This window comes from Rhizobium mongolense subsp. loessense (genome assembly GCF_900099775.1).
GTDB classification, from domain to species: domain Bacteria; phylum Pseudomonadota; class Alphaproteobacteria; order Rhizobiales; family Rhizobiaceae; genus Rhizobium; species Rhizobium loessense.
Window position 1 is genome coordinate 111,078 of record NZ_FMTM01000007.1, and the last position, 23,765, is coordinate 134,842.

28 protein-coding genes and 1 pseudogene are annotated in these 23,765 nt (G+C 60.2%); 17 read left to right on the plus strand and 12 right to left on the minus strand.

Going from position 1 to position 23,765, the window contains the following annotated elements; genetic code table 11:
* The 4 genes from BLP23_RS21665 to BLP23_RS21680 form a co-directional block, all read right to left on the minus strand.
* The gene (locus BLP23_RS21665; protein WP_092586869.1) at nt 1-1,095 is read right to left on the minus strand and encodes a flagellar motor protein MotA; all 1,095 of its coding nucleotides are present in this window, start codon (nt 1,093-1,095) and stop codon (nt 1-3) included.
* A gap of 114 nt (nt 1,096-1,209) precedes the next feature.
* A complete protein-coding gene (locus BLP23_RS21670; RefSeq protein WP_022715806.1) occupies nt 1,210-2,010 on the minus strand; it encodes an inositol monophosphatase family protein in 801 nt (266 codons plus the stop codon).
* A 197-nt stretch (nt 2,011-2,207) separates the two neighbouring features.
* A complete protein-coding gene (locus tag BLP23_RS21675) occupies nt 2,208-3,287 on the minus strand; it encodes a tetratricopeptide repeat protein (protein ID WP_092587052.1) in 1,080 nt (359 codons plus the stop codon).
* Between the two features lie 10 nt (nt 3,288-3,297).
* The gene (locus BLP23_RS21680) at nt 3,298-3,951 is read right to left on the minus strand and encodes a thiamine phosphate synthase (protein ID WP_092586870.1); all 654 of its coding nucleotides are present in this window, start codon (nt 3,949-3,951) and stop codon (nt 3,298-3,300) included.
* Between the two features lie 107 nt (nt 3,952-4,058).
* On the opposite strand from BLP23_RS21680, the gene BLP23_RS21685 reads away from it, so the two are divergent.
* Nucleotides 4,059-4,823, plus strand: coding sequence for a sulfite exporter TauE/SafE family protein (locus tag BLP23_RS21685; protein ID WP_092586871.1), 765 nt, complete (start codon nt 4,059-4,061; stop codon nt 4,821-4,823).
* Nucleotides 4,824-4,903: 80 nt separating this feature from the next.
* Nucleotides 4,904-5,164, plus strand: coding sequence for an ArsR/SmtB family transcription factor (locus BLP23_RS21690; RefSeq protein WP_022715809.1), 261 nt, complete (start codon nt 4,904-4,906; stop codon nt 5,162-5,164).
* Between the two features lie 160 nt (nt 5,165-5,324).
* On the opposite strand, the gene BLP23_RS21695 is transcribed toward BLP23_RS21690, so the two are convergent.
* Nucleotides 5,325-5,498, minus strand: coding sequence for a YdcH family protein (locus BLP23_RS21695; protein WP_022715810.1), 174 nt, complete (start codon nt 5,496-5,498; stop codon nt 5,325-5,327).
* 228 nt (nt 5,499-5,726) lie between these two features.
* Here BLP23_RS21695 and BLP23_RS21700 point away from each other — a divergent pair, with 228 nt between their 5' ends.
* From BLP23_RS21700 to ggt, 7 genes are all read left to right on the plus strand, one after another.
* Nucleotides 5,727-5,930, plus strand: coding sequence for a YdcH family protein (locus BLP23_RS21700; RefSeq protein WP_027508067.1), 204 nt, complete (start codon nt 5,727-5,729; stop codon nt 5,928-5,930).
* A 19-nt stretch (nt 5,931-5,949) separates the two neighbouring features.
* Entirely contained in the window at nt 5,950-6,444 is a 495-nt protein-coding gene (gene purE / locus BLP23_RS21705; protein WP_028739727.1) for a 5-(carboxyamino)imidazole ribonucleotide mutase, read from the plus strand.
* Complete coding sequence (locus BLP23_RS21710) at nt 6,441-7,505, plus strand: 5-(carboxyamino)imidazole ribonucleotide synthase (protein WP_092586873.1); 1,065 nt, start codon at nt 6,441-6,443, stop codon at nt 7,503-7,505. Before purE ends, BLP23_RS21710 begins: the two co-directional genes overlap by 4 nt.
* 157 nt (nt 7,506-7,662) lie before the next feature.
* Entirely contained in the window at nt 7,663-7,788 is a 126-nt protein-coding gene (ykgO, locus tag BLP23_RS21715; RefSeq protein ID WP_003582204.1) for a type B 50S ribosomal protein L36, read from the plus strand.
* Nucleotides 7,789-7,893: 105 nt separating this feature from the next.
* Entirely contained in the window at nt 7,894-8,508 is a 615-nt protein-coding gene (locus BLP23_RS21720; RefSeq protein ID WP_092586874.1) for a tetratricopeptide repeat protein, read from the plus strand.
* Between the two features lie 66 nt (nt 8,509-8,574).
* Entirely contained in the window at nt 8,575-9,585 is a 1,011-nt protein-coding gene (locus BLP23_RS21725; protein ID WP_092586875.1) for an alpha/beta hydrolase, read from the plus strand.
* A 68-nt stretch (nt 9,586-9,653) separates the two neighbouring features.
* Entirely contained in the window at nt 9,654-11,399 is a 1,746-nt protein-coding gene (gene ggt / locus BLP23_RS21730; RefSeq protein ID WP_092586876.1) for a gamma-glutamyltransferase, read from the plus strand.
* Between the two features lie 4 nt (nt 11,400-11,403).
* Here the strand turns inward: ggt and BLP23_RS21735 are convergent, their stop codons facing one another.
* Nucleotides 11,404-12,111, minus strand: a complete 708-nt coding sequence (locus BLP23_RS21735; RefSeq protein ID WP_092587053.1) for a hypothetical protein — start codon at nt 12,109-12,111, stop codon at nt 11,404-11,406.
* Between the two features lie 155 nt (nt 12,112-12,266).
* On the opposite strand from BLP23_RS21735, the gene BLP23_RS21740 reads away from it, so the two are divergent.
* Together BLP23_RS21740 and BLP23_RS21745 are read left to right on the plus strand one after the other, a co-directional pair.
* A complete protein-coding gene (locus BLP23_RS21740; protein WP_092586877.1) occupies nt 12,267-13,337 on the plus strand; it encodes a helix-turn-helix domain-containing protein in 1,071 nt (356 codons plus the stop codon).
* 70 nt (nt 13,338-13,407) lie between these two features.
* Nucleotides 13,408-14,382 (plus strand): threonine ammonia-lyase, encoded by a 975-nt coding sequence (locus tag BLP23_RS21745; RefSeq protein WP_092587054.1) that lies wholly within the window; start codon nt 13,408-13,410, stop codon nt 14,380-14,382.
* Between the two features lie 17 nt (nt 14,383-14,399).
* Here BLP23_RS21745 and BLP23_RS21750 read toward each other — a convergent pair whose 3' ends face one another.
* The gene (locus tag BLP23_RS21750; protein WP_092586878.1) at nt 14,400-15,317 is read right to left on the minus strand and encodes a LysR substrate-binding domain-containing protein; all 918 of its coding nucleotides are present in this window, start codon (nt 15,315-15,317) and stop codon (nt 14,400-14,402) included.
* A 115-nt stretch (nt 15,318-15,432) separates the two neighbouring features.
* Here BLP23_RS21750 and BLP23_RS21755 point away from each other — a divergent pair, with 115 nt between their 5' ends.
* Both BLP23_RS21755 and BLP23_RS21760 read left to right on the plus strand, forming a co-directional pair.
* Entirely contained in the window at nt 15,433-15,861 is a 429-nt protein-coding gene (locus BLP23_RS21755) for a tautomerase family protein (protein WP_092586879.1), read from the plus strand.
* Nucleotides 15,858-16,406: a DUF4865 family protein gene (locus BLP23_RS21760; protein WP_092586880.1), complete on the plus strand. Its 549-nt coding sequence runs from the start codon at nt 15,858-15,860 to the stop codon at nt 16,404-16,406. The genes BLP23_RS21755 and BLP23_RS21760 overlap by 4 nt, the downstream gene beginning before the upstream one ends.
* A gap of 1 nt (nt 16,407) precedes the next feature.
* On the opposite strand, the gene BLP23_RS21765 is transcribed toward BLP23_RS21760, so the two are convergent.
* The 3 genes from BLP23_RS21765 to BLP23_RS21775 all read right to left on the minus strand — a co-directional run bounded on the left by BLP23_RS21765 (nt 16,408) and on the right by BLP23_RS21775 (nt 19,068).
* Nucleotides 16,408-17,043 carry a LysE family translocator gene (locus tag BLP23_RS21765; RefSeq protein ID WP_092586881.1) on the minus strand — a complete coding sequence of 212 codons (636 nt, stop codon included), beginning with the start codon at nt 17,041-17,043 and terminating at the stop codon, nt 16,408-16,410.
* 118 nt (nt 17,044-17,161) lie between these two features.
* Entirely contained in the window at nt 17,162-18,601 is a 1,440-nt protein-coding gene (pyk, locus tag BLP23_RS21770; protein WP_092586882.1) for a pyruvate kinase, read from the minus strand.
* Entirely contained in the window at nt 18,601-19,068 is a 468-nt protein-coding gene (locus BLP23_RS21775; RefSeq protein ID WP_022715823.1) for a DUF1036 domain-containing protein, read from the minus strand. The genes pyk and BLP23_RS21775 overlap by 1 nt, the downstream gene beginning before the upstream one ends.
* A gap of 218 nt (nt 19,069-19,286) precedes the next feature.
* Here BLP23_RS21775 and BLP23_RS21780 point away from each other — a divergent pair, with 218 nt between their 5' ends.
* The 4 genes from BLP23_RS21780 to BLP23_RS35345 all read left to right on the plus strand — a co-directional run bounded on the left by BLP23_RS21780 (nt 19,287) and on the right by BLP23_RS35345 (nt 21,396).
* Complete coding sequence (locus BLP23_RS21780; RefSeq protein ID WP_092587055.1) at nt 19,287-20,078, plus strand: N-formylglutamate amidohydrolase; 792 nt, start codon at nt 19,287-19,289, stop codon at nt 20,076-20,078.
* Nucleotides 20,079-20,089: 11 nt separating this feature from the next.
* Nucleotides 20,090-20,395 (plus strand): DUF1244 domain-containing protein, encoded by a 306-nt coding sequence (locus BLP23_RS21785; RefSeq protein WP_092586883.1) that lies wholly within the window; start codon nt 20,090-20,092, stop codon nt 20,393-20,395.
* Between the two features lie 91 nt (nt 20,396-20,486).
* The gene (locus tag BLP23_RS21790) at nt 20,487-20,750 is read left to right on the plus strand and encodes a DUF2312 domain-containing protein (RefSeq protein ID WP_092586884.1); all 264 of its coding nucleotides are present in this window, start codon (nt 20,487-20,489) and stop codon (nt 20,748-20,750) included.
* Nucleotides 20,751-21,216: 466 nt separating this feature from the next.
* A complete protein-coding gene (locus tag BLP23_RS35345) occupies nt 21,217-21,396 on the plus strand; it encodes an alpha/beta fold hydrolase (protein ID WP_407691804.1) in 180 nt (59 codons plus the stop codon).
* A gap of 117 nt (nt 21,397-21,513) precedes the next feature.
* Here BLP23_RS35345 and BLP23_RS21800 read toward each other — a convergent pair whose 3' ends face one another.
* The gene (locus BLP23_RS21800) at nt 21,514-23,337 is read right to left on the minus strand and encodes a peptidoglycan L,D-endopeptidase MepK (RefSeq protein ID WP_092586885.1); all 1,824 of its coding nucleotides are present in this window, start codon (nt 23,335-23,337) and stop codon (nt 21,514-21,516) included.
* A gap of 179 nt (nt 23,338-23,516) precedes the next feature.
* A pseudogene (locus BLP23_RS35350) lies at nt 23,517-23,732 on the minus strand (helix-turn-helix domain-containing protein); the annotation flags it as partial.
* Nucleotides 23,733-23,765: the final 33 nt, after the last annotated feature.

The following is a 23,765-nucleotide window of genomic DNA, read 5'->3' on the forward strand; positions in this document are numbered from 1 at the left end:
TTACTTGCCCTCGCTCTTCTCGGTCTGGCTGACGCGGTGGCTTCTCTCGGCGCCACTCTGCTTTTCCTGCGCGCCGATGCGTTCGGCCAGCCGATCGAGCGTGCGACGCATGGCCTTTGCCTCGTCCTGCTGCGCTTCGATCCAGTCGCGCAGCATCTGCTGTTCGTTGCGCATGTTCTTGACGAGACCCTGGATGCCTTCGGCAAGGCTCGCCATCGCGGCAACCGAGCGCTGGCTGCCGGCTCCGCCTTCTTCGGCAACCTTCTTCAGATAGTCCGACATCGCGCGAAGGTCCTCGGAAGACGTACCCGAGTCGAGCGCTGGAACGGCAATATCCGACCCGACATCGGTCACCGAGGAAAGCCAGTTTTCGAGTTCCGTGTAGAAGCGAGTCTGCGCCCGGCCGGCCTGAAGATCGAGGAAGCCGAGAATGAGCGACCCGGAAAGGCCGAGCAGCGAAGACGAGAAGGCTTGACCCATACCGGAAAGCGGCAAGGACAGACCTTCTTTGAGCGTGGTCAGCACGTCGCCGGTGCCGTTCGAGCCTGCATCCAGCGACTGAATGACGCCGCTGATCGAGCCGATCGTGCCGATGAGACCCCAGAAGGTGCCGAGAAGACCGAGGAAGACGAGAAGGCCGATGAGGTAACGCGACGTATCACGCGATTCATCGAGGCGGGTGGCGATCGAATCCAGAATAGAGCGTAGCGCGGTCGTCGAAAGCGTCGCCGTCGACTTACGGTTGCCGATCAGTGCCCGCATGGGGGCAAGCAGTCTCGGATTGCGGTTTACCTTGTCCGCACTGCCGGCTGCGCGAAAGGAATTGAACCAGCGCACTTCCGGACGAAGCGCCAGCACATGGCTGAAGACCAGGATGATGCCGACCGCAAGCACGCCGACGATGAGGCCGTTGAGGCCCGGATTGTGCATGAACGCTGTCTGCGTCTGCCGGAAAAGGATGGCGGCGATGAAGCCGACGATGACCAGGAACAGGAGCATCGTCCAGAGGAACGGCATCGGGCTGGAGAGTTTATAGACATAGTTGCTGCTCGGTTTTTCGGTCGAGCCGAACTCCGCCGCATTCACATTTTCCATGGTTGCGCAGCCCTCCGGATTGCTTGCAACCGAAGACTAGATCAACATTGTGCCGAATTGAAGTGCGCGGGCAGAGAAAACCGTGTCTTTACAATAGTCGGTTTCCGACGTGTCTCACTTCGCAGGGATGGGGCGCTTGATGGTCTCGATTAGCGCCTTGTGAATATATTCATTGCCGGCGACGATGGCGCCGCCATCGAGGATATCCGTGCCGCCGTTCCAATCGGTCGCATAACCGCCAGCTTCGCGGATAAGCAGGATGCCGGCTGCCATATCCCAGGGCGACAATCCCATTTCCCAAAAGCCGTCGAAGCGGCCAGCCGCAACATAAGCGAGATCGAGCGAGGCAGCGCCCATGCGGCGGATGCCGGCCACTTCGCCCATCACATGACGAAGCTCGACGAGGAACTTGCCGTGGTTGCCGCGGCCGAGATGCGGCACGCCGCAGCCGATGACGGAATCCGAAAGAACGCGGCGCGCACCGACGCGCAGCCGGCGGTCGTTCAAGAAGGCGCCGCCACCGCGCTCGGCAGTATAGAGCTCGTCCATCGCCGGATTGAAGACAACGCCCGCAACGACTTCGCCATTGCGCTCAAGTGCGATCGACACGGCAAACGTCGGAATCCCATGCAGGAAGTTGGTCGTGCCATCGAGCGGATCGACGATCCAGCGGTGCGCACCGTCCGTGCCCTTGATCTCTTCGCTCTCCTCTCCAAGGAACCCATAAGTCGGACGCGCCTTCAGGAGCTCGTCCCTGACGATCTTTTCAGCTTTCCGGTCAGCATTGGAAACAAAATCGCCAGGCCCCTTTACCGAGACCTGCAGGTTCTGGACTTCCCCGAAATCACGCCCCAGCGACTTTCCTGCCTTGACGGCAGCCTGAACCATGACATTGAGAAGAGCAGAACGGGCCATTGGGGCATTTTCCTTGGAACTGGTACGGGGTGCGCTGTCAGGGCGGGGAAGGTCCCTGATCGCCGGAAAGGGCAGCGCTCTTAATTAGATGGCGGCCTCAAGACCACAAAATCAGGCAAATTTCAAGGGGAGAGCGTTGCAGACGCTGAAAGAGATCACCGGCACCGAAGGCTTCGCCGACGCTCTGTTTGTGAACCTCAGGGCAGGCGGCGGAACTTGTTGGCCCGGTCGATCGCCTGCTTTTGCTGAGTGTCCTCGATGCCGAGATAGAAATCCTCAAGCTCCGGATCGGGTAACCCTGCCCGGCGGGAGAGCACGTACCATTTCGCCGCTTCGACCGGGTCCGGCTTGGTGCCGAGCGCACCGATATAAAGATGTGCGAGCTTGTTCTGCGCCGCGACGTTACCGCGATTGGCAGCGAGCTTCATCCACTGAAAGCCCTTCACGAAGTCCCGCGGTCCGTTTGTGCCATTGACGAGCCAGACGCCGAGATCGAGCTGCGCGGTGTCGTAACCTGCGCGCGCTGCGCGGGCGAGCCATTCGCGCGCCAGCTTCTTTTTCTGCTTCGGCAGATCGGCAAGCACGGAATAGATTTGCGCCACGGCATATTGGGCGTCGGCAATGCCCTGCTGGGCGGACTTCTCATAGTAGGGAAGCGCGAGCTTCAGCCCTTCGGGGCCGGGATGATCGGTCGTCAGCAACTGCCCCCAATTGAATTGCGCTGAAGGATTGCCGCCGTCGGCCGCCCGGCGCATGTAATCGTCCGCCTTAGCCTTGTCGCGCGGCACGAGCTCTCCCGCCATCAGGATCAGCGAATATTTGAACATCGCCGCCGCATCGCCGCCTTCGGCGGCCTTGCCGTACCAAAATGCCGCGCTCTTCAGATCGCGGCGAACACCGAGCCCGGCATACTGCATTTCCGCAATGAGCGTCTGCGCTGCCGGATCCCCGAGCTGCGCGCGCGGCAGCGCCAGCTGCATTGCCGTCAGGTAGTAACCGCGCTGATAGGCGCCGTAAGCCGTATCGATAGGCCCTTTGTAATCCTTCTCCGGCGGCAGGTCGGGCAGTTTGGCGCCCATGCGATCCAGCACGCCGAGACCGGTCGAGGGCTGCGCTCCTTCCGCCGGCCGGTTGGTCTTGAACGGCTCGGCTTGCGAACCCAGCGGACGTGTCACGACGTTGTCGACCGTCTGCGCCGAAGCGCCATTCGGCAAAACAGCCGCGAAAACGGCGGCAGACAGGAGGGATCGGCGCAAACTGGCGGAGAGGATCGGCATGGCCGCGATATCAATCCCCAAACCGTGGCGCTTTTTCGTCAAGAAGTGCGTTGACCCGAGCGACGACCGACGGGGCCAGCCCCGGCTCGCCAAACACCGCCAGGCGCAATGCCACGAACTCGGCACCGGATTCGGCGACGACAAGAGCAGAAGCCGGATCGATCCCGCCCATGACGATGCAGGGAATTTCGATCATCGAGGCCCACCATTCACCGAGCGCCACGTTCTTCGGATGCGCCTCCGGCTTGATGTCGCCATCGAGTTTGCCGAAGAAAATATAGTCCGGCCGCGCCTCGCCGATCTCCAAAGCCGAGTGGCGGTCGGTCGCTTTACCGCCGCCGATGATCAGCTTGCCGGCATGTTTGTCGATCGCCTCGGCAATCTCGGCGGCTGAGCCTGTCAAATGCAAACCGTCTGCTTTCGAGCGCCCAGCGACACGGCTGTCGCCCGCAATCAGCGCCGCTGCCCCTGCATTCTGGATGATCGGAACAAGTTTCTCGGCATGTTTTTGAAACGCGCCGGCATCGAGCCCGTATTGCGGCACGATCACCGAGGCAACGTCGCCGCCCTTCAGCGCGTCGGCGACAATATTTGCCTGCTCGTCGGCATCCGCGATGTCCGGGACGATCAGGACAAGGCGGCAGCGGTTTTCCGGTCCGGTCATGAACTCTTTCCATTTTCAGCGGATATCGCCAGTAGGCGTCAAATCCACACTCGTTTTGTGTGAGTAATTCCGTTAGACGGGGCTGGCAAGGGGAGGACTTGAAAAGCATGCTGCCGGAACTGTCATTCTTTTATGCCGCGGTGCCGGCCGTGCTGCTCGTCGGCCTCGCCAAGGGCGGCATGGGCGACGCACTGGCCTTGATCGGCGTCCCTATTTTAGCCCTGGTTGTCTCGCCTGTCGAAGCAGCCGCCATCCTGCTGCCGATCCTGATCTTCATGGACATGATCTCGCTTGTTGTCTGGCGCAAGCACGGCGACTGGACGACGCTGAAGATCATGCTGCCCGGTGCCCTCTTCGGCATTGCGCTCGGCTGGGCGACATCCGCACTGGTGCCCGGCAATGTCTTGCGCGTGGTGATCGGTGCAGTCACTGTACTCTTCTGCGCCCGCTATTTCTGGAACAGTTTAGGCCCCGGTGCAGGAGAGGTCGCCCTGCCGCGCGGCCAGCGTCCCTTGCTTGCGAGCGCCTGGGGCACGCTTTCCGGCTATGGCAGTTTCGTCGCCCATGCCGGTGGCGCTCCGTTTCAGATCTACGCCCTGCCCTTGAAACTGCCGCCACGCGAATTCACCGGCACCGGCGTACGTTTCTTTGCCATCCTGAACGCGGTGAAACTCATTCCTTATTTTGCGCTCGGCCAGCTCGATACCAAGAATCTCGTGACATCGGCGACATTGCTGCCTTTCGCCCCGTTTGCGACCATTGCTGGCGCCTGGTGCGTTAAGCGCATGAAGCCGGAGATATTCTATCCGTTCATGTATGCGATGGCACTGATCGCAGCGCTTCTGATCATTCACGAAGGGCTTGGATTCTAGGTCCTGACGCCGGCGAGCGCCGCTCGGTTGCGGCGCACAATTTCCTTGCCCGGAAGCTGCCTTTGACGTAGCTTTTCGCCATGTCGACCACCGACCCTTTCGCCGCGATATCAGATCCGAACCGGCGGTTCCTGCTGGAGCAGTTGCGGCGCGCGCCGCGAACGGTCAACGAGCTCGCCGAAAGCCTGCCGATCAGCCGGCCGGCAGTCTCGCAGCATCTGAAGGCGCTGCTCGACAGCAACCTCGTGTCGGTAACCTCCGAAGGCACCAGGCGCATCTATGCGGTCAACAACCGCGGCTTCGACAAACTCAATCTGTGGCTTGATCAATTCTGGGCGTGAAGCCTTCGTCCAAAAGAAATGCGCCAGCCCAACTCCGCACTGTTTGGGACTGGCGCATGATTTTTCTCAAAAATCGCCGGTTATAACTAACCCATTTGAAAGATTGGATTTTATCCTCTTTATGCTGCAGGATCAGCGCGCCGGCAATCGGCATTATCGCTTAGTGAACGGATGATTTCAGACGTTGGATTTCGTCTTTGATGCGCAGCTTTCTGCGCTTGCAATCCGCAATGTCGGTGTCTTTTCTGGAGGGAGATGCCATCAGCGAATGTAACTCCTCCTCAAGAGCTACATGCTTTTTTTCGAGTGACTCAAGATGAGCTTGAACAGTCATTTGACCCTTCCTTCCTCTTGCCTTCCCCAGCCATCCATCGCTGGAGTTCTAGGCGTCAACTTTTGGAATGTGACATATTTTTACATCCTTGTCGAAGGCGAAAACGTGCTCAGTCCATGGCAAATTCATGTTCAGCACCAACTAGCCGCTGCCGCTATTTGGTGATAGGAGCTTGCGGAAATCATCGGCAGGCCGGACAACGTCCGAAGACGATAATGGGGAATACGAATGGCCGATCAGGAACAGGCGGAAATCAGGCTCATGGCAGCGCGCTTGCGCCAGGAGCACGAGGATTACGACGCCGCGATCAACGCCATGATTGCCATGGGATGCGACGCGCTGCGCATCCAGCGCATGAAAAAGAAGAAGCTCGCCATCAAGGACAAGCTGACTAAGCTGGAAGACCAGATCATTCCGGATATCATCGCCTGAAAGGGTAATGCCGTTGACGCTGACAGACAGACCGCCCGTCGCAATCATCATGGGCAGCCAGTCCGACTGGGAGACCATGAAAAACGCCGCCGACACGCTGGAGGCGCTGGAAATTCCTTATGAAGCGCGCATTATTTCGGCGCATCGGACGCCCGAGCGCATGGTGAATTTTGCCAAGACCGCGCGCGACGAGGGCTTCAAGGTGATCATCGCCGGTGCGGGCGGTGCCGCCCACCTTCCCGGCATGACGGCCGCGCTGACGCCGCTTCCGGTTTTCGGCGTTCCCGTCCAGTCAAAGACGATGTCCGGCCAGGACAGCCTTCTTTCCATCGTCCAGATGCCGGGTGGCATTCCGGTCGGCACTCTTGCGATCGGCAAGGCAGGTGCAATCAACGCAGCACTCTTGGCCGCCGCCGTTCTTGCGCTTTCGGACGAGGATATCGCCGAGCGCCTCGATGAATATCGCGAACGGCAAAGCGCCTCGATTGCCGAATATCCCATGGACAACCTATGACGGCAAAGACGATCGGCATCATCGGTGGCGGCCAGCTCGGCCGCATGCTTGCGATGGCCGCAGCACGGCTGAACTTCCGCACAATCATCCTGGAACCGCAGGCCGATTGTCCCGCCGCACAGACCGCCAACCGCCAGATCGTTGCGGCCTATGACGATCCCGCCGCGCTGGCTGAACTTGCAAAGGTCTGTGACGTCGTGACCTACGAGTTCGAGAATGTGCCGGTTTCCGCGGCTAAGGCCCTGGCAAGAGATGTTCCCGTCTACCCCCCGCCTAAGGCGTTGGAAGTGGCACAAGACCGTCTTGTCGAAAAGCGCTTCATCAATGAATGCAGCATCCCGACCGCGCGCTTTCACGCCGTCGACAGCCAAAGCGAGCTTGACACGGCCCTGAAGGCCTTCGGCGGCCAGGGCGTGCTCAAGACGCGCCGCCTCGGCTATGACGGCAAAGGCCAGAAGGTATTCCGTTCCGCCGCCGACGGCGCAGAAGGCGTCTATGCCGGCCTCGGCGGCGTGCCGCTGATTCTGGAGAGCTTCGTAACCTTCGAGCGCGAGATTTCGGTCATCGCCGCCCGCGCGGCGAGCGGCACCGTCGTCGCCTTCGATCCGGCGGAAAATGTGCATCGCAACGGCATTCTGCACACATCGACGGTGCCCGCGTCGATCTCTAAGGCGACGGCTGCGGCTGCACACCAGGCGGCAGAAGCAATCCTCTCCTCGCTCGGCTATGTCGGCGTCATCGGCATCGAATTCTTCGTTCTCGCAGACGGCAGCCTGATCGCCAACGAGATGGCCCCGCGCGTCCACAACTCCGGCCACTGGACCGAGGCAGCTTGCGTTGTCTCGCAGTTCGAGCAGCACATCCGTGCCGTCGGCGGCCTGCCGCTCGGCAACGTAGAGCGTCATTCCGAATGCGTGATGCAGAACCTGATCGGTGACGATATCTTGAGCCTGCCGGAATGGCTGAAACGCCGCGATACGTTTGTCCACCTCTATGGCAAGACCGAATCCCGCCCCGGCCGCAAGATGGGCCATGTGACGGTACTGACGGGCAAAGCCTAGGTTTTTGCCCGAGAAAAAGCCTTCATGTGGTTGACACAGACATGAGGCCGGGTTATCTGCACGCCCAACCTAAAGAGCGCGCGCAGACGCGCTTTTTGATTGTTTAAAAGATACGGGCGAATGTGAAATTCCCCCACAGAGATCGCGGATCAGAAAAATGAAGATCAAGAATTCGCTCAAGTCGCTCAAGGCTCGCCACCGTGACAACCGTCTGGTTCGCCGCAAGGGCCGCATCTACATCATCAATAAGCTCAACCCGCGCTACAAGGCTCGTCAGGGCTGATCATAGCGTGAGCTGGATTACGCCTGCGTGCTGCAGGCTTTTCCGGTAGGGTCGCTGCGGTGATCACATCAAATTTTCTTTGATCTTCGGCGCTGGCGGGCTACATTGTCCGCCATGCGCTTTTTTGCTTTGACCTGTGTGGCTCTGCCGCTTGCTCTCGGTTTCCTTGCTCCTGCTTTCCCTGCCGCTGCCGCGGAGAAGGAAGTTATTGTCGAGCAGCCGAATGCCAGTACCTCTCCGAAACAGCACCTCGACAATCTCTATGCCCAGCTGAAGCGCGAGCGCGATCCGGACAAGGCGAGCGGCATTGCGGAGGAAATCCGCATCGAGTGGAATAATTCCGGCAGCGCCACCGTGAATTTGCTGATGCAGTGGGCCGACAAGGCGATCGAGGAAAAGCGCAATCCTGCAGCCCTTGATTTCCTCGATCAGGCGATTGCGCTGAAGCCTGACTACGCCGAAAGCTGGAACCGCCGCGCAACGCTGAATTACGCCATGGGCAATTACCGGAAGTCGATGTCCGACATAGAGCACGTGCTCGATCTCGAGCCGCGCCACTTCGGTGCACTCTCGGGATTGGCGACGATTCTCAATATGTCGGGCAATGACCAACTCACCTTGAAAGCCTGGGAGCGCTTCCTGGAGGTCTACCCGGCAAACCGCGCGGCGCAGCAGCAGGCGAATACCCTCTCCGAAAAACTCGCCGGAAGCCGGACCTGATCTTGACGCCGAACCGGCATGCGCAATCTTACGGATTGGTGCCGTAACTGTTGCCGGTTCAAAGCCATGCTTGCCGAAATTTCCGCCATTCTCGTCCCCATCGCTGCCGCAATCGGCTATTCGTCTTACAAAGCCCGGCAGTTTGAACAGGCATTTCCCAATATTGGCGAACTGGCCGATATCGACGGCTACAGGATGAACGCCGTGCACATCCCCCGCCCCGATACCGCCGACCTACCGCCCCTGGTCTTTATCCATGGCGCGAGCGGCAATCTGCTCGACCAGATCGGCGCCTTCCTACTGCCGCTCGAAGGGCGCGCGGAGATGCTCTTCGTCGACCGTCCCGGACATGGCTATTCAGAACGTGGAGGACCGGAGAACGCTTTTCCTTCCGGCCAAGCGGATGCGATCGCAAAGCTCATGGAAAAGCGCGGGATCGAAAAGGCGATCATCGTCGGTCACTCCTTCGGCGGTGCGATCGCCGCGGCCTTCGGCGTGCGCCATCCGGAAAGGACCGCCGGTCTCCTCTTCCTTGCCCCCGCGACGCATCCGTGGCCGGGCGGCATCGACTGGTATTATCATATCGCAGCCGTGCCGCTGATCGGCTGGCTCTTTAGTCGAGTTGTTGTCGTGCCACTGGGCCTGTGGCGGCTGGAGCAGGTTACGCTCAATGTCTTCCGGCCCAATCCACGCCCGGCTGATTACATCTCAAAGACTGGGCCGTCCCTGGTGTTGCGGCCGAAGACCTTCCATGCCAACGCCACCGATTTCATCAGGTTGCTTGAATATGTGAAGGCGCAGTCGCCGTTCTATACCCGCATCACGGCGCCGACCGTCATCATCACCGGCGACAGCGACGGCATCGTCTGGGAGCACCTGCATTCTCAGGGCCTTGCCCGCGACATCGCCGGCTCCAAACTGCTGAAGATCAAGGGCGTCGGCCATAAGCCTGACTATCTCGCGACCGATGTCGCCATCGCCGCACTTGAAAGTATCGCCGGAATGCCACGCGATCTCGAGGCGGCCGTGCGCGTTGCCGAAGAAAGGCTGTCAGGCGGCAGCGCAATTGCCGCCTGAGCGGACTTGCGCACCGCCAAAACGAAACCATATCCCTCCGAATAATTTGATGGTTTGGAGGGGAAGTGATGGTCCGCTTGCGCATTAAAGCCATTTCGCTATTTACCGCTTTTGCCTTTGTCGTCTTGCCGCTCGCGCCGGCTTTCGCCGCCTCGCCTGCGCCCGTCGAAGCCGAACATGGCATGGTCGTAACCGCACAGCATCTGGCGACGGATGTCGGTGTCGAAATTTTGAAGGGCGGCGGCAATGCCGTGGATGCGGCAGTGGCGGTCGGCTACGCGCTGGCAGTCGTCTATCCGACGGCGGGCAATATCGGTGGCGGCGGCTTCATGACGATCCGGCTGAAGGACGGCAAGACGACCTTCCTCGATTTTCGTGAACGCGCACCGCTTGCCGCCACCAAGACCATGTATCTCGATGCCAAAGGCGATATCGTTCCGCGTGCCAGCCTGGACGGCTATCTCGCCGTCGGCGTACCGGGCTCGGTCATGGGATTCGAAACGGCGCGCGAGCGATATGGCACCAAACCCCGCGCCGAGTTGCTGGCGCCGGCGATCCGCTTTGCCAAGGACGGCTTTACGTTGGAACAGGGCGACGCGGCGACTTTCGCCTCAAGCGCAAAGCGCCTCGCAAAAGATGAAGCTGCCGCAAAGATCTTCCTGAAGCCGGATGGCAAACCTTATTCCGCGGGAGAAAAGCTCGTGCAGCCTGAACTCGCCGCGGTGCTGTCCGGCATTTCCGAGAAGGGCGCGGACGCCTTCTACAAGGCCGCCCCGGCCGAGGCGATCGTAAAGGCAAGCCAGGCGAAAGGCGGCGTTCTCGCGAAGGAAGATTTCGAGCAATACAGCGTGCGCGAATTAAAGCCGGTCGAATGCAACTACCGTGGCTACGACATCGTCTCCTCGCCGCCCCCCTCTTCGGGTGGCGTCATCATCTGCGAGATCTTGAACGTGCTGGAGGGCTATCCGCTTTCCTACATGGGTTATGGTTCGTCCGAGACAGTCCGCGCCATGGTCGAGGCCATGCGTCACGCTTACGTCGACCGCAACGCCGCGCTTGGCGATCCGGACTTCGTCGACAACCCGGTTTCGAGGCTTCTGGACAAAGGCTATGCCAAGGAAATCCGCGAGAAGATCGATCCCTACAAGGCTGGCAAATCCGACAACCTGAAGCCGCTCGGCGCCAAGGAAAGCGTTGAAACCACCCATTATTCGATCGTCGACGACGAGGGCAACGCGGTCGCCGTCACTTATACGCTGAACGGCTCCTTCGGTGCCGGCGTGGTTGCCCCCGGCACCGGCATCCTGCTCAACAACGAAATGGACGACTTCACCTCGAAGCCGGGCGTCCCGAACCTCTACGGGCTCGTCCAGGGCGAGGCCAACGCCATCGCGCCGAAGAAGACGCCGCTCTCCTCCATGAGCCCGACGATCATCTCCAGGGACGGGAAGCCCTTCATGGTGATCGGCAGCCCCGGCGGCTCGCGCATCATCACCATCACGCTGGAAGCGATCCTGAACGTCATCGATTTCGGCATGGACATCAGCCAGGCCGTCAATGCACCGCGCATCCATCATCAATGGCAGCCGGACAAGATCTATCTCGAACCCTATACCCTGTCTCCGGATACGATAAAGACGCTCGCCGCCATGGGCTACAGCTTCGATGACGGCAGTGGTCCGCCCCAATGGGGCCAGGCGGCCGGCATCCTTGTCGGCGGCAAGAGCCTTGCCGATATCGAGAAGGGTGGCGGCGCGCGCTATTATGGTGCGATGGATAGCCGCGCCACCGAGGGTTCGGCAAGCGGCTATTAAGCGCCTACCGGATCAGGGCGCGTACATAATCTGCCTTGATGTTCACCAGCGGGCGGGCGCCCGGAACGCTTGGAACGAGGCTGTCAATGCAGGACGCCTTGGCGGTTACGGTGTAATCGACTGGGACATCCTTGCCGAATCCGAGATAGGCATCGAGCGACTGTGCGGCGATCTCGATCTTTTCGTCGTGTTTGACGGTATCGTAGGTGAGGTTAGCGCGAACGGCGGCGCCGGAGATTTCGACGCTGGAAGCGTGGCCGTCGAGCATGATGTCCGCCGCCTTTCCCGTTGTGCCAAGACTTGCGAAGTCGCCGTTCAGTTTCGCCGCGAATACCTGCTGCTCGATGCGCACGGCGCTGCCAGGCGGGACATTCGCCGACACTTCCGGCGAACAATCGGCAATGTCGCTCCAGGCCGACATTGCTACGTCGATTGTCAATGTCGCTCCGTCGATTTCTGCCTGGCTCTCGTCCTTGCAGATATTGAAAAACCAGCTCGAATACCAGGATGAAAACCAGCCGCTCCGGCGGCCGCTGGTTGCTGCACGATAGGGCTCCTCCGATTTCGTCGTGATCTTGATTGAGCTTGCATCGCCAATGATCACGATGGTGCGGATGCTGGAAACATCAATGGTCTCGTCGAGCGGCCTCACATCAGCGAAACTGGATATCAGCATCATGAAAAACAGGGGACCGGACAGGACTATCGACATCGCTTTCTCCTTGATGGTGCCGTCGAAATGACCGGCCAATCAGGTTGCTTTCCAGTCCTCCTTGTTGAGACCTCAATCATGTTCCGGGTCGCCCGCAATTGCGATTGAGGCCATTCTCGTGCTGATATCGAACCATCGAATTCGGACATCACCTCATGATCTTTGTTCCGCTTCCCTTCGTCGTTGCCCTGCTGCTCTTCACCGTCCAGATCCGCCTGCTACGGCAGGAGGACTGGCGTGCGCCGGAAAAGCGGCCGTTCCTGCTTCTCATCGGCATCTATGCGCTGCAGTCCGTACTGATTGGAATTCGCTGGGGCTACGACGTCCTCGCGATCATGCCGGCACAAGTCATTCTGGCAGCAATGATTGCCGCACTCGCCTGGGTCAGCTTCCGGAGCCTGACGCTGGAAGGGCCGCTTTCATTCGCGCACCTATGGCCTCATACCCTTCCAGCGGTTCTCATCGCCGCCCTGCTGGTATTTTGGCGCGAGCCGATGGGTGTTGCCTTGATCCTCATCTTCCTTGGCTATGGAGCGGCCCTGCTCTGGCTCGCGCGCCATGGCCCGGACGGACTTATCGCGTCGCGGCTGGACGGCGCGCTACTTTCTTATCGTTCGCTTCTGATCACCGCAGCGGCGCTCATTGCTGGTGCGGTCGCCGACATTTACATCAGCCTGGACTTCGACCGCACCGGCGGCACACGTGGCGGTGCCATCGTGGCGCTCGGCAACGTCATCACGCTCCTGGTTCTCGGGGGTGCCGCGTCCATTGCCAGCGGCGGCCAACCGGCGCAGGAGCAGAGCCCGGAAACACCCCCCACCCCGCCGCCAATGCCGACGGAAGAGGACGGCGCAGTTGCCGCCTCTCTCGATGCACTGATGCAATCCCGCGAGATCTATCGAGATCCCGAGCTCAACCTTAACCGCATTGCGCGAAAGATGAGCCTGCCTGCCCGCCGCGTATCGATTGCCGTCAACCGCATCCACGGCGTCAGCGTCTCGCAATATGTCAATGAGTTTCGCATCCGTTCGGCCTGCGATCAACTGATCAAGACGGATGAACCGGTGACGCGCGTGATGTTCGATTCCGGCTTCATCAGCAAATCGAACTTCAATCGCGAGTTCCTGCGCGTGACCGGCACGAGCCCGACCGACTTCCGGCGGCGGCGCGTCAGCGGCATGGCTGACACCGCTGATGCGAAATCGCCGGCTTTTGTGTCACGGTGACAAAGTCTCCGTTCACAAGTGAAGGCGAGCATCATATTCATGGATGAACCATCAGCCGAAAGAGCTCATAATGGCCAGCATTGAAATGATCGTCGCCGCTCGCGCCCGTCTCCGGGGCCATGCACGGCGAACGCCGCTTCTTTCCTCCCCATTCCTCAACGAAATCGCCCGAAGGCAGGTCTTCGTGAAGGCGGAATGTCTGCAGCATTCGGGCTCGTTCAAGTTCCGCGGCGGCTGGTCGGCCGTTTCCGGCCTTGATCCTACAGTGCGGGCGAAAGGCGTTATCGCCTTTTCGTCCGGCAACCACGCGCAGGGCGTTGCCCTTGCCGCAAAGCTTCACGGCATTCCCTCCGTTATCATCATGCCGTCCGACGCGCCGTCGCTGAAGATCGACAATACCCGCGCTTTCGGTGCCGAAGTGGTGCTTTACGACCGCGTAAATGGGGATCGCGATGCGATCGGTGACCGGTTTTCGGCTGAGCGCGGCCTCACTCTGATCAGGCCTTTCGACGAGCCGCTGGTGATTGCCGGCCAGGGCACGACCGGGCTTGAAATTGCCGAACAGGCAGAAGAGGAAGGCGTGAAGTCGGCAGAAGTCCTTGTTCCCTGCGGCGGAGGCGGGCTGGCGTCCGGCATCGCTCTGGCGCTCGAAGCAAGTGCGCCGGGCTTCACCGTGCGGCCCTGCGAGCCGAAAGACTTCGACGACACCACGCGTTCACTGGCCTCCGGCAGAATCGAACGCAATTGGGCGATGACGGGCACGATCTGCGATGCGATCATGACACCGGAACCCGGCAAGATCACCTTCCCGATCCTGCAGAGGCTCGCAGGCGCGGGCATCGTCGTCACCGACGAAGAGGCACTGCGCGCCATGGCGCTCGCATTCAAACGGCTGAAGATCGTCGTCGAGCCCGGAGGGGCGGTTGCGCTTGCCGCTGCGCTCTTCCATGGTGACGCCCTCGAAAGCGACAACGTCATCGCGGTGACCTCGGGCGGCAATGTCGATGCGGATATCTTTGCCACCGCTCTCGAGAAATACGGCTAGGCCAGCGAAGTCATCGCCTACTGATTGTCCGATACGCGTTGCGGCATAAAATCCGTGATCGCCTCGCCTACCGCCCGCAGCAAGATCGAAGCGAGCCGTGCCGTCGCCGGATCAGGGTCAGCTTCCGCGCGGTGAAGCACAAGGCCCAGCGACGGCAGTGCCGGCAATCCAAGTTCCGCAGGCTTCAGCGGCCTGACCTTTGCCGGCAAGCCGATCGGCGTGCGTATTGTCACGCCCAACCCGGCCGCGGTTGCAGCCCAAAGCCCGCCGAGGCTCGGGCTGACGAAGGCAAGCCGCCAGGCAATATTGGCCCTGTCCAGCGCATTCGTCGCGGCGGTTCGCAGGAGGCACGGCGCCTCCAGCGAGGCAAGTGGCAGCGGCTCGCCGCTTGCGGCGTTCCAGCCGGGCTCACCTGCGGCAGGACCGATCCAGCGCATCGGCACCTCGCCGATCTTTTCGCAATGGGCGGTCAGCGTCGCATCGCTCCAAGCAAGCGCCAGATCGAGTTTTCCCGTTGTGACCCGCTCGAGGAGTTCCGCGTTGCGAACGACTCGCGCCTCGATCCGCACCTTTGGATGGGCGCGAGCGAAACGGCCGAGAACATCGGGAAGCAGATTTTCACCGAAGTCCTCTTGCAGGCCAAGCCGGACCCAGCCTTCCAACTCGACGCTTTGGACGGCCACTGCCGCTTCGTCGTTAAGTTCAAGCAACCGTCGGGCATAAGCGAGCATCGTCTCGCCCGCCTCCGTCAACGCCAGGCCACGGCCCGCCTTGCGGAATATTGGCGTACCCGCCTGCTCCTCGAGTTTCTTGAGCTGTGCACTGACGGCCGAGGTTGAGCGCCCAAGCCGATCCGCCGCCTTTGCAAAGTTCCCGAGTTCCATTCCAGTCGCGAAGGTTCGCAGCACATCGAGGTCGAAGACCATCCTACGCATCGCTTAATCCTGTTTTTCAGGACATTTAGTCCATAAAATTCTGATTTTCTGCATCACCGTGGCGTGCGAGAATTATGAAGTCAAGGTTGGATTAGCAAGGAAAAGGAGGCTCCAAATGCCTTTCGTTCGAATCTCTCTGCTGAAAGGCAAGTCGCCGGATTATCTCCGTGCGCTCTCAGACAACATCCATCGTGCCATGGTCGAGACGTTCGACGTGCCTCCGAATGACCGCTTTCAGGTCATTCATCAGCATGAGCCTGGTGAACTGATCTTCGACCGCCACTATCTCGGGGGCCTGCGTTCGGACGATTTCGTGCTCTTTTCCATCACCGCGGGCAAGCCCCGCACGACCGGGATGCGCAAGGCTTTTTACCGGCGTGCGGCCGATCTGCTCGGACAATCTCCAGGCCTGAGGCCTGAAGATTTGATGATCGTGGTCAATACCACCTCTCCGGAAGAATGGTCCTTCGCAAATGGCGAAGCCTCGATGACGGAACCAGACTGGCAAATCCGAGCGCTCGCGCCCATGGAGCCATCCCGATGATCGCCATGCAATACAGCTTCACGCTGCCGGCGGATTACGACATGACGATCATCGATCGCCGGATCCACGACAAAGGGCCAATGCTGGACGGCTTTTCGAATCTTGGATTCAAGGCCTACCTCAGCGCTCGCAAGGGCGAATTCGGCAGCCGGGAGAACCTCTATGCTCCATTTTATCTTTGGAAGCAGCCGGAAGGCGCCAGCGATTTCCTCACCGGAGCCGGTTTCGAAGGGCTAACGCAGTCATTCGGTTGGCCGCAGGTAAGGCACTGGATGGTATGGAATGCCGAGGTCGCGGACTTGCGAGATGCAAAGTTCGCAAGCTGCGATATCCTGCCGATTCCTGCCTACGCGCCGCTGGCCGAAATGCGCAAGGAGGAGGTCACGCGGTCAGATGCTGAAGCGGCACGACGCGGCGTTCTGGCCTCGATATCGGGCTTCGAGCCGTCCGGCTGGAGCCTTGTGCGCTTCACGCTTTATCGCGACATGCCGTTGACCTCCAACGGAGACCAGATCTACCGCGTCGGTCATGTCTCCTTGCCGTAGGTCAGGTGGTCGCGCGCCGATAAAATGCCAATGATCCGGCAAGCGCGATGAGTGCGCCGCCGCTGATACGGTCAAGCCACATGGCGCCGGAATTCTTGAGCAGGCGGACAGCCTGCGAGCCGAAGGCGGCGTATCCGAACATGATCACGAAATCGATCGAGGCGAAGATGACGGCAAGCACCGCATACTGAGCAGGCTGCGGCAGTGCAGGATCGATGAACTGCGGCAGGAAGGCCGAGAAGAACAGGTAGCCCTTGGGATTCGTCACTGCCACCATGAAGCTTTTCAGCCCGATCGCAAAGGCTGAAGCGGCGCCGCCGGGGCTTTCCACCTTCATTGCCGTTTCGATCGTCCCTTGAGAGCGCAGCATCATGATGCCGAGAAAGGCAAGATAGGCGGCACCCAAATATTTCAGCACGGAGAACCAGAATTCGGAGGCCGCAAGCAGCGCACCGAGGCCGATCGCCACAGCGCCGATCAGAACGAAATCCGAAAGCACGGCACCCAGCATGCCGGCAATCGCCCGACGAGTGCCATAACGCGAACCGTTGGTCAGCGCCAGGAGCACTGTCGGCCCCGGCGTTGCGATACCCACAAAGGAAACCGCAGCGAAAGCAAGAAGCGTGACGATATCCATAAGTCCCTCCAGAGCTCGGATATCGGAAGCTTGCATTTGCCGGGAAAGCGATCAAGCCGAAAACGAAAAGCCCGTTTCCTTCCGAGGCAGCGAGCTGGTTCAAGCCAACGCGAACGGATCACATGCCGCTTTGGCCGTCCGAACCGATATAGGCGATGCGGAGCATGTTGGTGGCGCCCGGCGTTCCGAGCGGCACGCCGGCCGAAATGATGATACGGTCGCCCGGCTTGCCGAAACCCTCACCGGCGACGATGCGGCAGGCCCGGTTGACCATGTCGTCGAGATCGGTCGCGTCATGCGTGACGACACAGTGCAGGCCCCAGACGATCGCCAGCCGGCGGGCTGTCTTGATGATCGGCGAGAGCGCCAGAACCGGCACCTGCGGGCGCTCGCGCGAAGCGCGCAGGCCGGTGGTGCCGGACGAGGTGTAACAGACGATCGCGGAAAGCTTCAGCGTCTCGGCAATTTGGCGGGCGGCGAGCGAAATCGCATCGGCACCGGTTGCTTCCGGCTGGGCGCGCTGGGCGTAGATGATGCCCGGATAATGCGGTTCGCGCTCGATGGCACTGGCAATCGACGCCATTGTCGCAACGGCTTCGACCGGATAGTCGCCCGAGGCGGATTCAGCCGAAAGCATGACGGCATCCGCGCCTTCGAAAACGGCGGTCGCGACGTCCGAGACTTCGGCGCGTGTCGGCACCGGCGCGGAGATCATCGATTCCAGCATCTGGGTCGCGACGACGACCGGCTTGCCGGAGCGGCGGCAGGCACGGATCAGCTGTTTTTGGATGCCCGGAACGGATTCGAGCGGCATCTCGACGCCGAGATCGCCGCGGGCGACCATCAAGGCATCCGAGAGTTCGATGATTTCTTCGATGCGCTCGATTGCCTGCGGCTTCTCGATCTTCGACATCAGGCCGACCCGACCTCTGGCGATCTTGCGGACCTCCGCGAGATCTTCCGGGCGCTGGACGAAAGACAGCGCGACCCAGTCGACGTCATCGGTCGCCAGAACGGCATCGAGATCGGTACGGTCCTTGTCCGTCAGAACACCGACGCCGAGCAGGGTGTCGGGAAGGCTGATGCCCTTGCGGTCCGAGATCTTCGTGCCGGAAATGACCGTCGTTACGATGCTCTTGCCGTCGCATTTTTCGGCGCGCAATGCGAGCTTGCCATCATCGATCAGCAGACGGTGGCCGGGCTTGACGGCTTCGAGAATTTCCGGATGCGGCAGGAAGACACGGCTTGCATCGCCGGGTGTGTCATTGTCGTCGAGCGTAAAGGTCTGGCCCGGCTTTAGTTCAACCTTGGTTTCCGCAAACTTGCCGACACGAAGCTTCGGCCCCTGCAAATCGGCCAGGATGCCGATCGGACGGCCGGAGCGGGCCTCGACGGCGCGAATACGCTGGATCAGAGTGCGCATCAGATCATGGCTTGCATGGCTCATGTTGATACGGAAAACGTCGGCACCAGCCTGGTGCAGCTTTTCGATCATCGCTTCTTCGCTCGAGGCGGGGCCGAGCGTCGCGAGGATTTTCACTTTGCGGTTACGCTTCATCAATTCGGACTTTCTTGCGTGCCGGGAGTATCGGAAAGTTGGACCATCCAGCTGCCCTGGCGGCCCGTGTCATATTCCTTGAATCCCATCCTCTGATAACCGCGGGCATAGCAGTCCTGCACGCCCGCGATCTTGAACTCGTTTTCCGCTACGCACATCTGGATGTCACCCGTCCAACGTCCCCCCCGGGCGGCATCCTCTGCGTAGAGGTAATAGTATCGCGACTGCAATTCTCCTTCGATCAGCGTCGCGCAGGTCGTTGCCGGGACCTGCCACCAGCCTTCAGTGATCCACCCGTCCTTGGCACGGTATCCAATCGCCACACCCACAAGGTTCTGCGTGCCGTTGCAGACGCGAAAATCGGCGCGGGCAACATCGGCAGCGAAAAACGGTGAAAGGGCAGCGAATGCAAACAAGGCGAAACGGGCAATCCCGGACCGGGTGAGGAAACTTGGTGCGGCTTGCATCAACACGGCTTCCGAATGGCTCCCACGGTTATTCGTTGTCCGTGCCTTCTTGCGCCGCCATCAAACGAATGTCAACGCGATGCTAATCGATTATATTCCTTTCATAACCTGCTCGTGATCACTGACTTGCCCTGGGCTGGGGCGCATTGCGCTTGAACCTGCAGCATGTGCATGCGATCAGTGACGGCGAGCGCCAAATGACGATCGGCAATTCCCTGATGAATCCCTTCCAATCCTTCGAAATTCTACCTGGAAATCATGACAGCGGCATGGTGATTCTGGGCGATCACGCGATGAACCGCCTGCCGGAACGGTATGGTAGGCTCGGGCTTCCCGAATCCGCCTTCTCCCGCCATATCGCCTATGACATAGGCATAGAAGGCCTGGTGCGGGGGCTTTCCGCGAGGCTGGGGGTTCCGGCCGTTCTTGGCGGCTTTTCGCGGCTTCTAATCGACCCGAACCGCGGCGAAGACGACCCGACGCTGGTCATGAAGATTTCCGACGGCGCGATCATTCCTGGCAATCATCCGATCACGGATGAGGAGTGGAACTACCGCATCGAGGCGTTCCACCGCCCCTATCACAGTGCCGTCTCCAAGACGATCGACAAGGTCGCCAACGCGAGCGGCAACGCGCCGCTCGTGCTCTCGCTTCATTCCTATACGCCTGCCTGGAAAGGCGTACCGCGACCATGGCATGCCGCCGTCCTCTGGGACAGCGACCACCGCGCCGTCGCCCCTCTGCTTGACATGCTGAGCCGCGATCCCGATCTGATGGTCGGTGACAACGAACCGTATGACGGCGCACTCAAAGGCGATACGATGTACCGGCACTGCATGGTCACCGGCATACCGCATGCGCTGCTCGAGATCCGTCAGGACCTGATTGGAAACGAGGCCGGCATTTGCGAATGGGCCGAACGCCTGGCTCCGATCTTCGCGGCCATGAATGCCGATCCGGCCCTGCATAAATACAATGTCCATGTGTCGCGCACCGGCCCTTACGAATGAAGGAAAGCGAGATGACCGCACTCAGCAAGAAACAGCAGACCGAATTCGAAGCTGCCGCCTTCCGCCGCCTTGTCGCGCATTTGCGCGAACGGACCGATGTTCAGAATGTCGACCTGATGAATCTCGCGGGTTTTTGCCGCAACTGCCTATCGAACTGGTATCGCCAAGCCGCCGAGGCCGAGGGCGTGCCGCTGTCGAAGGACGAATCGCGCGAGATCGTGTACGGCATGCCCTATGAAGACTGGAAAAACCTGCACCAGACCGAGGCCTCGGACGCACAAAAATCTGCATTTGAACTGAACAAGCCGCACAAATAGGTTCATGACGCCCGATTGGACTTGACCGCGGCGCCGCTTCGCGGCAGTCACTCCCCCACCGAATTCAAGACGAGAAAATCAGGAGAACACGATGTCCGATGCTCATGGCGTCGCCCGCGATCAGCTTCGCGCTTTCATCGAGCGCATTGAACGGCTGGAAGAAGAAAAGAAGACCATCGCCGACGATATCAAGGACGTCTACGGCGAAGCAAAGGGCATGGGTTTCGACACCAAGATCCTGAAGAAGGTCGTCGCCCTTCGCAAGAAGGACGAGCAAGAGCGCATGGAAGAGGAAGCCATCCTCGATACCTATCTGCACGCGCTCGGCATGATCGAGTCCCCGCCGGAAGCCTGAGGATTGCCGTTGGCAGTTTTCAAAGCCGCCGGATTTACCCCGGCGGCTTTTTGAATCATGCTTTGGAATTAGCCCGCCGTTCTCCGGTTGTGCTTGCATCCGGCGCGATAATATCCCTCCGCCAGCATACTGGAGCCGCGTCCGGTTCCGCTTAATATTCAGTTATTTGATTTGATTGTAGCGAGCGGCTGCCGGTTTTCTCAACACTCTGCGCGTCGCGAGCACAATGCATGCGTTCCTATTCAGACATGCGCGAAGCCGCGAGCTTCGCTCACTCCCATCCGGTGCTCGCATGGCGCCGAGATCAAAGCCGAAGGTGAAAATCAACCCTCCCCAGGAGGAACTCAGATCATGTCGATGATGACCACGAAGGACGGAACGGAGATTTTCTACAAGGATTGGGCAAGGGCCAGCCTATTCTTTTTCCCACGGCTGCCCGCTTTCGGCCGATGCCTGGGATGCGCAGATGGTCTTCTTCGGCAATAACGGCTACCGCGTCGTCGCACATGAGCGTCGCTGCCACGGCCGTTCGAGCCAGACCTGGGATGGCAACCACATGGACCAGTACGCCGACGACCTGGCCGAACTGATCGAGAAGCTCGACCTCAAGGACCTCATCATGATCGGCCACTCCACGGGCGGCTGAAGGCTTGATCCTTCGGGCATCAATCCTCCCGCCTCCAGTGCGGGAGGATGTGCCCAGCGCAAAAACAAGGACCGCCGGATTTCTCCGGCGGCCTGTCGTTCATTCTGATTGATTCGCTCAGTTCGTGTTGAACTTGCGCACTTCCATGAAGTTCACCGCCGAGCCGCTGAAGCGGGCCGGATCGATGGAAGCCGTTTTGACGTTGAAGCCTTCGGCGTAGACGGCGGTCGGCTGGGCGCGAAGCGTCTGGCTGACGAAACGGGGGGCCTTGACCGGCTTCGTGATCATTTCCATGCGGGAATTGGTGAGCGCCCACTGCGAAATTATCTTCTGGGTCAGCTTCGGCTCGGTACGGACCGTCGCGCGGCTTGCGTCGGCAGCGGCAGCAGCCTCCTTCGTCGGGCGCCCGCCCTTGGTCGCAATGCCATTGGCATTGGAGTCTTCGGAAATCTGCTGCAGGTCGAAGGCGTCGCCGAAACTTGCGGATTTGACAGGAGCGAGTGCGGCAAGTTGCACCGGTGCCTTATTCTCAGCCGGCTTGGCCGCAGGCATTGCTGCGCTGATGGCCTGCTCGACCGTGGCCGGCGCAAGGGCGGCCACCCGCCTATCGACTGCATCGTTCTGATCAAGCGCTTGAGCCAGTGCCGGAGAAAGCCGGTCCGCTTCGGCCTCGTCAGCATCCGCTTCCGGATCGATTGCCGCCGCCGCAAGCAGATTTTCAGCGACCGCTGGACGTTCGGCCGGGGTCGGAACCATCGGATCGTTGGATGCCACTTGCGCATCACCGGGCGCGTTGCGCGGGCCAAGCAGCGAGGGAACCGGAACGTGATAGGTGCTGAGATCGGCGAACTGCTGTGGCTGGCCTTGCTCTTCGGTGGCAGCGGCAAGTGCCTGCTGCGCAGCATTACCGGAATTCGGCGAAACGAGGGCATTTGCAACTTCGCCCCCGGCAAGCTGACCAGCAAAGGCTGGACGAACCTGCGGTACCGGTGCATTCACGGCGGCAACCTCAGTCGGCTGCGGCTCAGCCGCGGTAGCAGGCGCTTCGGCCTTCGGCGGCGTTGCCCTTGCAACGGCGACCGGAGCGGTATCCTCCACGCTATCCTCTTCGTCGTCTGCGCCGCCGCCAAAGAGCGCAGCGAACAATGTCTTCGGCTTTCTCGTTTCGGCATCGCCGCCGCTTGCCATGACAAGCTGATTGGAGCTCACCCGGCGCTTATACTCGGCCATCGCCTGCTGGTAGCCCGGCAGGGGCTTGCCATCCGACGGGATATGAATGGTGTTGCCGTTCGGGAAAAGCTGCGCCAGCTCCTGGCGGCTCATGCGCGGCCAGGCGCGAACGCCGCCGACATCCATGTGCACGAAGGGAGAACCGGACTTCGGATAGAAGCCAACGCCGCCGACCTGCATTTTCATGCCGATCGCACGCAGCTTTGCAAGCTTCACATCCGGAATGAAAAAGTCCATCGCCTTGCCGAGCATATGCTGGCTCTTCTCGGCAACGCCGGAATTGCGCGAACGGGACTTGAGCATTGAATTGGTGGCGGGCGAACGGAAGCCGCAGACAACGTTGATGTAGTCCCTGGAACCGCTCTGGCGGTAGACTTCCCAGATCAGATCGAAAAGATGGGGGTCCATCTTCGTCGGCTGGTTCTTGCGCCAGTCGCGAAGGAATCGGTTCAGCTGCCCAAGACCCTTCGGGTCGAACCTGCCATTGCGTTTGTAGGTGATGACGGCCTTTTCGCCGGTATGGATGAAGTAGAGTTTCAGACTGCGCGTTTCGCCCGCTGCCTCGGACGGCGTGCCAACGAATACTGGTGAGGAAACCGCGAGTGCGAGAAGGACAGCCATGGCCGTCCTGACCGCCTTTCCGCCAATGTCGGCGCACAGGGTACGCCAGCTCAAGCGCGAAGGCTTGGTGTTCTCATTCAGATCCGGCAAACTCAATCCCCGTCAGACTGCCCAGGTCCCCGAACTGTCCCAATGACTGTCAATTGCGGTGACACGATGGCAAAAATGCCACACACGATCAACCTTTTCTTTACATAGTCAACGATCGACTAACAAGTGGTTTATATCGGGTAACAAAACATGCTTGCGGGAATATTAATCGCCGCCGCTTATGCCGCATCTTTCTGGGGATTGTCGGGATCGATGCCGTAATCCTTGAGCTTTCTGTAAAGCGTTGAGCGTCCGATGCCGAGTTTTCTGGCCACTTGACTCATCTGGCCGCGATAGAATTTAAGCGCGAATCGAATCAATTCTTCCTCGACATCGGCAAGTTTGCGCACCTCGCCCGCCGGATTAACGCTTGCGATCGCATTCTCCGGCATCTCGTCGTGGTGCCCGCGCGTGTCGCTCGCAGAGAC